At 40.3% G+C, this 10180-nt stretch carries 9 protein-coding genes and 3 tRNA genes; 8 read left to right on the top strand and 4 right to left on the bottom strand.

All coding sequences use genetic code 11. The annotated features are described in order from the left end of the window. Positions 1 to 646: 646 nt before the first annotated feature. The 3 genes from H5117_RS07180 to uvrD form a co-directional block, all read right to left on the bottom strand. Positions 647 to 1495: a chemotaxis protein gene (locus tag H5117_RS07180; RefSeq protein WP_182736890.1), complete on the bottom strand. Its 849-nt coding sequence runs from the start codon at positions 1493 to 1495 to the stop codon at positions 647 to 649. Between the two features lie 103 nt (positions 1496 to 1598). Then, complete coding sequence (locus H5117_RS07185; RefSeq protein ID WP_182736892.1) at positions 1599 to 3668, bottom strand: GNAT family N-acetyltransferase; 2070 nt, start codon at positions 3666 to 3668, stop codon at positions 1599 to 1601. Beyond that, positions 3646 to 5811 carry a DNA helicase II gene (gene uvrD, locus H5117_RS07190; protein ID WP_002963007.1) on the bottom strand — a complete coding sequence of 722 codons (2166 nt, stop codon included), beginning with the start codon at positions 5809 to 5811 and terminating at the stop codon, positions 3646 to 3648. The genes H5117_RS07185 and uvrD overlap by 23 nt, the downstream gene beginning before the upstream one ends. 303 nt (positions 5812 to 6114) lie before the next feature. On the opposite strand from uvrD, the gene H5117_RS07195 reads away from it, so the two are divergent. The 3 genes from H5117_RS07195 (at position 6115) to H5117_RS07205 (ending at position 7528) form a co-directional block, all read left to right on the top strand. Next, the gene (locus H5117_RS07195; protein ID WP_002963009.1) at positions 6115 to 6339 is read left to right on the top strand and encodes a hypothetical protein; all 225 of its coding nucleotides are present in this window, start codon (positions 6115 to 6117) and stop codon (positions 6337 to 6339) included. A 116-nt stretch (positions 6340 to 6455) separates the two neighbouring features. After that, positions 6456 to 6824: a YacL family protein gene (locus H5117_RS07200; protein ID WP_182736894.1), complete on the top strand. Its 369-nt coding sequence runs from the start codon at positions 6456 to 6458 to the stop codon at positions 6822 to 6824. A gap of 80 nt (positions 6825 to 6904) precedes the next feature. Continuing rightward, positions 6905 to 7528, top strand: a complete 624-nt coding sequence (locus H5117_RS07205; RefSeq protein WP_002963012.1) for a dUTP diphosphatase — start codon at positions 6905 to 6907, stop codon at positions 7526 to 7528. Positions 7529 to 7543: 15 nt separating this feature from the next. On the opposite strand, the gene yrfG is transcribed toward H5117_RS07205, so the two are convergent. Beyond that, the gene (yrfG, locus tag H5117_RS07210; RefSeq protein WP_165724387.1) at positions 7544 to 8191 is read right to left on the bottom strand and encodes a GMP/IMP nucleotidase; all 648 of its coding nucleotides are present in this window, start codon (positions 8189 to 8191) and stop codon (positions 7544 to 7546) included. Between the two features lie 61 nt (positions 8192 to 8252). On the opposite strand from yrfG, the gene nudE reads away from it, so the two are divergent. From nudE to H5117_RS07235, 5 genes are all read left to right on the top strand, one after another. Further along, positions 8253 to 8825, top strand: coding sequence for an ADP compounds hydrolase NudE (gene nudE / locus H5117_RS07215; RefSeq protein WP_182695534.1), 573 nt, complete (start codon positions 8253 to 8255; stop codon positions 8823 to 8825). Further along, complete coding sequence (gene cysQ / locus H5117_RS07220; protein WP_182695533.1) at positions 8818 to 9621, top strand: 3'(2'),5'-bisphosphate nucleotidase CysQ; 804 nt, start codon at positions 8818 to 8820, stop codon at positions 9619 to 9621. The genes nudE and cysQ overlap by 8 nt, the downstream gene beginning before the upstream one ends. Before the next feature lie 136 nt (positions 9622 to 9757). After that, positions 9758 to 9834 (top strand) — tRNA-Met (locus H5117_RS07225). Between the two features lie 80 nt (positions 9835 to 9914). Continuing rightward, positions 9915 to 9991: transfer RNA gene (locus tag H5117_RS07230), tRNA-Met, on the top strand. A gap of 62 nt (positions 9992 to 10053) precedes the next feature. Next, positions 10054 to 10130, top strand: a tRNA-Met gene (locus H5117_RS07235). The last annotated feature ends 50 nt before the right edge of the window (positions 10131 to 10180 follow it).

The following is a 10180-nucleotide window of genomic DNA, read 5'->3' on the forward strand; positions in this document are numbered from 1 at the left end:
ATGTGAAAGTAGGACATTACCAGGCTTCAAATTGTAGAGAGCCCGACTAGAAATAGTCGGGCTTTTTTACGTCTGCAGAAAAGTAAAATGTGCGCAATTATCATCCACTCACAGCAACACCCATCACGTAGGTCGGGCGAGCGTAGCGACTCCCGATGTGAAAATCGCAACAAAACCCCTCAATATCTCAGTCGGTCGATACAGTAGCATTTCACTGTGATTTTCTACCGCTGTGGGCACTACGACATCCTACTGCGTAGCGCACCGACTTCAAATTGTAGAGAGCCCGACTAGAAATAGTCGGACTTTTTTACGTCTGCAGAAAAGTAAAATGTGCGCAATTAACACACACTCATATCAACATCATCTCGTAGGTCGGGCGAGCGTAGCGACTCCCGACACAACGAGAGTGTAGCATTTCACTGTGGCTCTCCACCGCCGTGGGCACTACGACATTCTACTGCGTAGCGCACAGACCTCAAATTGTAGAGAGCCTGACTAGAAATAGTCGGGCTTTTTTACATCTTCACAAAAGTGAAATATGGGGAGTAACGGACATTACATACTCGATTCTTCTCTAATTCATCTAAATGTACAAGTTGAGCGGAATAGCTCATTATTCCAGTACTAAAGTTAATAACGCTATTTAAAATAGTCCATAAGCTTGGGTTTCTTCACTTTCAGATTCTTCTAGTTGAGCTGGTTTAAATATTACGCTTGGATCAATTAATACACTATGCTTTTGGGGGAGCTTGATTAATCCTAGCATCATATTTTTAGTTTGTGGGTCTAGATCAAAACCAACCTCAGTGAGCTTATCCAGTGGCTTTATGTCTTCTTTTTTATAGTCGATATTATCTTCAACCTTATCTACTAATAAACCAACATGTGGATTTAGTCCGTCTTTGGTGGTGAAAACAATAATAGGTTTATAGTCTAAGGTTATTTGCTCTTTAGCGGATTCAAATAAACGCTCAAGCTGAATTAGACTATTACGCTTAATTTTGTCGAGCAGAGCTGATACTTGTTTATGATCACTTCGATTATGGGCTGCTATAGCTGCTTTTGCTGTCTCTAGTAATGATTGGAAGGGCTCGTCAAGCCGAGACATTGTTAATTTTAAGTCTTCATTGTCGGTGTTGAATTCTTTGTAAAATAAAACAAAATCTTGTAGTTCGGCGTCATTATTTGAAATAGAAGCCGAGCTATTTAATAAGTTACTTTGAAAGGTATTAAACCAGTTTAATAGTTTGTCTTGCCATATTCTTAGTTGTTTTAGTACATGCGCATTACTTTGTTCAGTTGAGATATTATTTAAAATAATACCTAAATCAAAAACAGGTGTTGGTATATCCATATAATCTTTAACACCAATAAAGCTTTTATTATTGTTTGGTAAAGTTGTTAGATTATTGTCAAAGCGCTCAGTTAATAAAATATCGAGTATTTTTAGCGAAATTGTTTTGCAGCCCACTTTAAAGTTTATTAATTCCATGCCTTTATCTTAATTTACCTATTAATGCTTTAAGGATAGAACAAATTAAATAAATAGCTTAAAGATGGATAAAATTTAACAGAGATAGGGCAACTAGAAATTATTAGATGGTGCTAGTGAGGTTTTTTATGGCACGTTTAAATTGATTCTCAAGCTGCTTTTTTCCTAATAAACCTAAGTGTTGAATCACTTTTTCATTACTTTCATTTTGAAGTACTAACTTTATTAAAAGTTGTTTATCCGACTCTGTTAATTGAGATATACAAGAAGGTGATTGGCTCAGTAACTGCCAAAGAGTTGCAGAGATACTAAATTGAGTGAAGTTACTTTTAGTGAGCAGCGCTAATCGGTCGTGAGTCTCTAGGCTTATTAACTCGTCGCTAAATCCTTCAGTTATAATATTCACGAGTTGCCAATCTAGTGTTTTAAAGTGTGTTAAAAGAGCATAAAAGAAATCGTTTTTAAACTGCTTTTTTAGGGGTTGAAGAATTGTACTTTTGTCACTTAAGCATTTAACCACAAGCGCCGAATGTTCAGCGGTGCTTTTATCGCGTTGATAACCTAATTTTACAGTATCAAACCCTAGGTTTTGCCAAAAATTAAGTAACTGCGCTGTTGCGCCAAAGCTTGCGCCAAGCCAACTACATTGGCTTTTTACCTGCGATTCGCAATAACTAAGTAACTTTTTACCAAGTCCTATATTGTGGGAACTCGGATCAATCGCTATTCGTACAACTCGAGCGCTCAGTTGTGTTAAACAGTCATTATTAAAGCTAAGTTGTGAGAGTGCTTGCGCCATTAAATGTCCTTGCGGACGGCGCTCTCCACTTATAACCTGTAGGGCAAGTTCTTCACTCAAACCACCTTCTATGGCGATTAAGCATACGCCAACTAATTGATTATTAATTTTGCTAATAAATAGTCTTTGCGATGGTGCGTCTAGTAGTTGGCGTAAGTCGTTGACACTACTTTGATAGTGAGCCAGTGCAAGTAGGGCAATAACTTGTTGCAGTAAAGGCTCATTGTTTACAAGGGATTGCTGAGTTACTTCGCTATGAATTGGCTGCTCTAATTCATCACTACTTGACTCTATATATTCTGCATCGAGTGCAAGTAAGGTGCGAATGTGCTTCTCGAGGGGATCGTGTTTAGCAAAACGCAGTGGCTCATCAAGCGTTACAACTTTAGAGGCTTTATAGTGCGCTTTAATATAGTTACTAAAGCGAATGGTATAACCCCTACCATTGCCTTCATACCCAACCAGAGTGCTTGCAAATACTATACGAGGGTAATGAGCTAGCATTTGTAGTAATAACGGAACAGGGATTGCTGCAGCTTCATCAACGAGTAGTAAATCGCACTCAGGTAGTGTGTTTAATAACGCATCAGGTGCAACGTAGTGCAAGTTGGCGAGCTGTTTATGTTCAGCGTTGTATTGAAGGCTTAACTCTTGGGCTAAATGTTTAAAGCTGCTATGGGTCGCTTTAAACTGAGTGCTGCAAATAATTACTTTTTTATCAGTTAGTTTTGCCGTTGCTAAGCCAAGTGCTGCCGACTTACCTCTGCCTCTATCAGCATTAATAAGTAAAGGTCTGTTTGCACGGCCATTAGCTACTTTTACTATCTGCTCAATACAGTTTTGCTGTGGTAGATAATCAATTTTATTATGAGCTACATAGCTGGCGTTATGATTAATACAGCCATTTTTTTCACTAAAGTGAAAAGCAGGTAACGGTTTAATAATAGTCGCGAAACGTTGATTAAATATGCTGTAGTCAATGCTCTGACCGTGTGATTGCACTGTACTTAATGCGGGATCTTGCCAAGAGGCTAAATTATCTAGTTCAGGCAGTAATAAAAACAGTATACCGCCTGCTTTAACGGTGCCGGCAAGTGCTGCAAGTTTATCAGGGTGCAAACCACTAAAACCATCGTAAACAGCATGAGCAAATTCTTGCCCTAAAATTTGGTGTGTGCGAGTAGGCCAGTACGAATTTTTAATCGCGCACTGCTTTGATACAACAAGTGTATTGTTTTCATCTATTAATGAGTTAAGTATTTCATAACACCAAGCTGGGCTGCCCGTGATCAACACTAGCTGACGATGATACGCGCCAGCTAATTGTTGCTCTAACTCATTTAGGTGTGCTTTATACCGCTTGTAATCGTGCATAGGCCGTTACTAACCATTTGCTACCAAGGTCGTCAAAGTTAACTTGTACGCGAGATTGTGCGCCACTACCTTCATAATTCAGTACAGTACCAATACCAAACTTAGCATGCAGTACGCGTTGTCCTAAGTTAAAGCCACTGTCTTCAAATGCGGCATGGCTAACTGATGCGCTAAAACGCCCAGCGGCAGGCGGGCGAGAAACCTGTGTTTTAATACGGATTTCTTCTACGCAGTCTTCAGGGATTTCGCGTAAAAAGCGAGATGGGCTATGGTATTTTTCTTGCCCGTATAAACGGCGACTCTCAGCATGGCTAATGTATAACTTATCCATTGCTCGTGTCATGCCTACATAACAAAGGCGGCGCTCTTCTTCTAAGCGACCCGACTCTTCGTTGCTTTGCTGAGAAGGGAACATGCCTTCTTCTACGCCTACCATAAACACTAGCGGAAACTCTAAGCCTTTAGCTGAGTGAAGCGTCATCATTTGTACGGCGTCTTCGTGTTCTTCTGCTTGTCCTTCACCTGACTCAAGTGACGTATGGGCTAAAAAGCCTTGTAAAGGTGAGCTGTACTCTTCGTCTTCAGGCAGCTCATACTGATCACAAGCGCTAATTAGCTCTTCTAAGTTTTCTACGCGAGCACGGCCTTTTTCACCTTTTTCGGCTTGGTACATTGCCATTAAGCCTGAGGTTTGAATTGTGTACTTGGCTTGCTCATGCAAAGTTAGATCGCTAATTTTATCTTCTATTTGTTCTACTAGTTCTACAAACTTACTTACTGCACCAGAAGCACGACCAGATAAATGCTGTTGTTCTACAATTGCTTTTGCGGCATACCAAAGCGGTAACGATTCTGCTCGTGCACAATCGCGTATATGGCTCAATGTTTTATCGCCAATACCGCGTGCTGGCGTATTAATTACACGCTCAAACGCGGCATCGTCTTGACGATTACCTACTAGGCGTAAGTACGACAACGCATCTTTAATTTCTTGTCGTTCGAAGAATCGCATACCCCCATAAATACGGTATTTTAAGCCTTCTTGCAGCATGGCCTCCTCGAGTACACGAGATTGCGCGTTACTACGGTATAAAATTGCGGCATCTTGTAGGGCATTACCTGCATTTAACCAGCTTCGTAGTTTGCTACTTACAAAGCGTGCTTCGTCTAACTCATTAAATGCCGCATAAATAGAAATTGGCTCGCCATCGTTACCGTCGGTCCATAAGCTTTTACCCATACGCTCTGAGTTATTTTGAATTAATGCATTAGACGCTTTCAAAATAGTTGCTGTTGAACGGTAGTTTTGTTCAAGACGAATGGTTTCTGCGCTAAAGTCAGTTAAAAATCGTTTAATATTTTCGATTTTAGCACCGCGCCAACCGTAAATACTTTGGTCATCGTCGCCTACAATCATGATACTGCTTGTATCGCCTGCAAGTAACTTTAACCAAGCATATTGAATGGTATTTGTATCTTGGAACTCGTCTACGAGCATATGTGCAAAGCGTTGCTGATAATGACGCAGTAACGTTGGGTTATTTTTTAACACTTCGTAGCTGCGTAGTAATATTTCGGCAAAATCTACTAGGCCTGCTCTATCACAGGCCTCTTGGTAGGCGGCGTAAACACGCAGCATCATTTGCTCGTTAATATCGTATGCTTGAATATCTTTAGGGCGAAGTGCTTCATCTTTTTTAGCGCTGATGTACCAGCCAAATTGTTTGGCGGGCCATTTTTTATCATCGATATTCATCGATTTTAATAAGCGCTTGATCATCCGAAGTTGATCGTCAGAGTCTAAAATTTGAAAGGCTTCTGGTAAGTTAGCTTCACGGTGATGAGCACGTAAAATACGATGCGACAAACCATGGAACGTACCAATCCACATACCACCTACAGGGGCCTTTAGTGTTTCTTCAACGCGGCTGCGCATTTCTTTAGCCGCTTTATTAGTAAAGGTTACGGCAAAAATACTGTAAGCAGATGCTTGCTCAACTTGCATAAGCCACGCAATACGATGAACTAACACTCGTGTTTTACCAGACCCAGCACCTGCTAATACCAGCATGTTTTGTAGTGGGGCTGCAACGGCATCGCGTTGTTTGTCATTTAAGCCATCGAGTAATTGTGAAACGTCCATCGTTACGCCTTTTTAATCAATATTGTGGGCAGTATAACAGGTGTTTTTGTTAGGCTAAATAAAATACTGTTTTTATAAACAGCTATTTATAAAATAGCCTTAAAAACGAGTAACTTGATAATTTTTTGAACAAACAAAAAAGCGTAAACGCACAATAAAAATTGCTAATTTGACCTAAAGTTAGCAAAATTTACTAACTCTCTAAATCTAGACTAATTTAACTATTTGATTTGTAAGCTTTAATAAATTGGCATAGAGTGTGTAAGTAAATAATTATAAAATCAAATAAATACAGAGGTTAGTATGGCAGATCAAGGTTCTGGCGGTAACGTAATCGCAGCATTATGTAATATATTTTTTCCTGGTTTAGGGCAGTTAGTGCAAGGGCGTATTTTAGCGGCTATATTTTTTGCACTCGCTATTATAATAAGTTACGCACTAATTTATGTGCTTGTAGGTTTTGTACTAGTGCCTATTATTTACTTATGGTCGATTATTGACGCAGCGCGTTATAGATCGCGAAGTTAACTGCTTTAAAGTTGAATAAAATAGCGCCCTTGTGGCGCTATTTTACTTTATATGTCCTGTGGTTTGCGGGCGTTTACGTATATAATTACGCAATTAAAGATTTACAGGCAAATCCTATGGAATATCAATTTATTCGCGACCCTATTAGTGGGCTACGTATTAAAATAAGTAGTGAACACGCTACTATTGGTCGCTGGCTAAACGAAGAAATAGGCAAAGACAAAGTAGCTATGGTTCAAGCGCTTATTGCATCGGTGAGTTCAAGCTATGAGCCGCTAACGCTAAAAGGCCAAGAAATAGATTTAATATTAACCAAAGACGAAGCACTATTTGAAGCCCATGCGCTTCATCAAGACAGTGAAGACCTAATAGCGTATCAAGATGACGATTTAGCGCTTGAAGAAAATGGTTTAAGTAGTGGTTGTGGCTTTGAAGATTTCATTGATTTAATTGATTCATGGGCTGAATTTAGCGGCTCAAAGTAAACTACATATTAAGATAGTGCTGATGCGTTAAGCTTCCTTTATCGGTACTATTACACTAATCAAAAACGACAGGAATGAATATGTCTGCCAATTTAAACAAGCTAGTAGTTATGCTAGAAATGCAAAACGCCATGAACACTAAAGTACATGAGCAATGGTTTACTCAAGGATTCGAATGGTACCGCGCTATTTGGGTTGAGTGCGCTGAAATGCTGGATCATCATGGTTGGAAATGGTGGAAAAAACAAACACCAGATACTGAACAAGTTATTTTAGAGTTGGTTGATATTTTTCATTTTGGTCTATCGCTTAGAATTGACGGCAAAACTAGCTACGAAGACTTAGCAAAGCAACTTGAAGCTGAGCTTAGTAATGCTCAACAAGCGGATGACTTTAAACAAACGCTAGAAATATTAGCGGCTTCCGCCGTTGCAGATAAAACGTTTAATGCCGCTGCCTTTGCCGGCTGTATGGCGCAAATGGGTATGGATATTGATGATTTATATCGCGGCTACGTAGGTAAAAACACTTTAAACTTTTTCCGTCAAGATCATGGCTACAAAGACGGTAGCTACATTAAAGAGTGGAACGGGCAAGAAGATAACGAGCATTTAGTTGAAGTAGTTAAAAGCCTTGATACAGAACATGCAGATTTTGCAAAGTTAGTGTACCAAGGCCTTGAAGCGCGTTACCCAAAAATCTAGCCCACGTAAACTGAGTTAAATAATCTTACGATAGTCGGTAACACTCAGGTAATCGGCTATTTCGTTATGTGGTTGTTGGCTATCAGGGTTAGCAACTGCAAGTAAGTGCTCGATGCCGTATTCTCGTGCGGCATTTAATACCGGCACACTGTCATCTACAAACAAAGTGCGCTGCTTATTAAACCCTAAGTCTTTTTGTACTTGGTGCCACAAACTTTGCTGCTCTTTACTTACTCCATATTCATGAGTAGACACTACACCATCTAGGTAGTTATCAATCGCTGTATGCTCAAATTTCAGCATGACACTCTCAGGGTGGGCGTTGGTAAGTAAAATTAACTCTTTGCCTGCTTTTTTAAGCTCGGTTAAAAAATGAGGTACGTCTTCGCGCATTTTAATTAAATGCTGAGACTCTCGTTTAAGCTCCATTATAGGCAAGTTTAATTGCTGCTCCCAATAATCTAAACAATACCACTGTATTTGACCGCTCACAGCTTGATAGCGTTTTAAAATATCTGCTTTAGCTGCATCTAGGCTAATGCCTCTAGCTAATGCGTGTTGCGCAGGGATAACGTTAAGCCAAAAATGACTGTCGTAATGTAAATCGAGTAATGTTCCATCCATGTCGAGCAAAACGGTATCGATTTTTGACCAATTTAACATAGGAATTTCAACTTATAAGGTTTATTATTGAACTAACTGCCATGATAGCAAATTAACGCCAATGACACAGAAAAAGCACCCAACACCACCACAAATCCTCAGTAACAATGTTGTTGCTAAAAGTCGCCTGTTTACTGTGGAGTCTTTAGAGTTAAAGTTTTCTAATAACGAAGAGCGCCAGTATGAGCGAATTCGCGGCGGTGGCCGGGGAGCAGTGATGATTGTTCCGTTAAGTGCAGATAATGAGTTACTACTTGTACGTGAATACTGTGCGGGTACAAACAATTACCAGTTAGGTTTTCCTAAAGGCTTAATTGATCCGGGCGAAACCCCAGGGCAAGCTGCTAACAGAGAACTTAAAGAAGAAATTGGCTTTGGCGCTGAGTATTTTAAACCATTAAGAACAGTAACAATGGCGCCGAGTTACTTTAATGCCACAATGCATATTTTATTTGCTAAGCAATTATACCCTCAAACCCTTATTGGTGACGAACCAGAGCCGCTAGTTGTTGTTAAGTGGCCATTAACTCAGTGGCAGTCATTATTAGACCAAGAAGATTTTACCGAAGCACGCAGTGTTGCAGCTTTGCTATTATTAGATAAGTATTTAGCGTCTGGAGCTGCCGATGAATAAATTAATCGAACCGTGCATTGAATTAGCTGAGCGTGCTGGCGATGCAATTATGGCCATTTATAAAAAAGGCGATATTGGCCAACAAGAGAAATCAGATAATACGCCTGTTACCAAAGCTGATCTAGCAGCAAATGACGTACTTGTTGCTGGATTAAAAGCACTTGCACCCGATATCCCAATTATGTCGGAAGAAACACCTATACCAGCACTCGCCGACAGACAAGATTGGCAGCGTTATTGGTTGCTCGATCCGATGGATGGTACAGGCGAATTTATTTTAGAAAGTGGCGACTTTGCAGTAAACATTGCATTGATTGAAAATAATCACCCTGTGCTTGGCGTTATTCATTGGCCTGCAAAAGGTGTGACTTATTTTGCTACTGCTAAAAATGGTGCCTTTAAACGTGAAAACTCAATTGATAAGCAAATATCTGTAGCGCCGCCAGAGAGCTTGACGCTTGCAGTGAGCCGCCGCCAAAAAATAGAAGCGGTGAGTCAGTATTTAAATAGTCAGTTTACAACGATTGCTATTGGTTCGTGTTCTTTAAAAGCCTGTACTGTTGCAGAGGGCAAAGCAGATTGTTTTTTAAGAATTGGTCCAACGGGAGAGTGGGATACAGGTGCTTCACAAGTTATTGTTGAAGAAGCCGGTGGTTGTATTACCGATGCAGAATTTAATCCGCTAACGTACAACCAACGAGAGAGTACTGAGAACCCTGACTTTATAGTGATGGGACATCCCGACTGGGAATGGCAAAAAATGATTAATCCACATCAAAGATTGATCGCAGAGTAGTAATTTGATTGCTTTTTGTTCGGTTGAACAACTTTAATTAGTTTAGGTCTTGCATTAAATGTTTATTCCTATATAGTAGCGCTCTCTTCAAGGCAGGCAAGTAAATATTACGAAAATGCTTTAAAGAAATTACAGGCGCGGGATGGAGCAGTCTGGTAGCTCGTCGGGCTCATAACCCGAAGGTCGTCGGTTCAAATCCGGCTCCCGCAACCAATTTCCTTAGGGATTGAGGTTACTGTAAACTCTAACTTAAGAGATAAAATAAAGTAGTCGATAGACTTAAAATATACAGGCGCGGGATGGAGCAGTCTGGTAGCTCGTCGGGCTCATAACCCGAAGGTCGTCGGTTCAAATCCGGCTCCCGCAACCAATTCTTTAATTGGAAGCCAAGTTGTAATGTAAGCAACTTTAAATAAGTCTACAAATTTCAGGCGCGGGATGGAGCAGTCTGGTAGCTCGTCGGGCTCATAACCCGAAGGTCGTCGGTTCAAATCCGGCTCCCGCAACCACTGAAATAAATAAGAATGAAACGACACGCTTAAAGCGTGTTTTTTTATGT

The sequence above is a fragment of the Pseudoalteromonas sp. SG45-1 genome (assembly GCF_014164135.1).
In the GTDB taxonomy this organism is placed as follows: domain Bacteria; phylum Pseudomonadota; class Gammaproteobacteria; order Enterobacterales; family Alteromonadaceae; genus Pseudoalteromonas; species Pseudoalteromonas distincta.

Excerpts from the sequence above, each read along its gene's own strand:
- H5117_RS07180 (WP_182736890.1), bottom strand. The coding sequence starts at position 1,495 with ATGGAATTAATAAACTTTAAAGTGGGCTGCAAAACAATTTCGCTAAAA.
- H5117_RS07185 (WP_182736892.1), bottom strand. The coding sequence starts at position 3,668 with ATGCACGATTACAAGCGGTATAAAGCACACCTAAATGAGTTAGAGCAA.
- uvrD (WP_002963007.1), bottom strand. The coding sequence starts at position 5,811 with ATGGACGTTTCACAATTACTCGATGGCTTAAATGACAAACAACGCGAT.
- H5117_RS07195 (WP_002963009.1), top strand. The coding sequence starts at position 6,115 with ATGGCAGATCAAGGTTCTGGCGGTAACGTAATCGCAGCATTATGTAAT.
- H5117_RS07200 (WP_182736894.1), top strand. The coding sequence starts at position 6,456 with ATGGAATATCAATTTATTCGCGACCCTATTAGTGGGCTACGTATTAAA.
- H5117_RS07205 (WP_002963012.1), top strand. The coding sequence starts at position 6,905 with ATGTCTGCCAATTTAAACAAGCTAGTAGTTATGCTAGAAATGCAAAAC.
- yrfG (WP_165724387.1), bottom strand. The coding sequence starts at position 8,191 with ATGTTAAATTGGTCAAAAATCGATACCGTTTTGCTCGACATGGATGGA.
- nudE (WP_182695534.1), top strand. The coding sequence starts at position 8,253 with ATGACACAGAAAAAGCACCCAACACCACCACAAATCCTCAGTAACAAT.
- cysQ (WP_182695533.1), top strand. The coding sequence starts at position 8,818 with ATGAATAAATTAATCGAACCGTGCATTGAATTAGCTGAGCGTGCTGGC.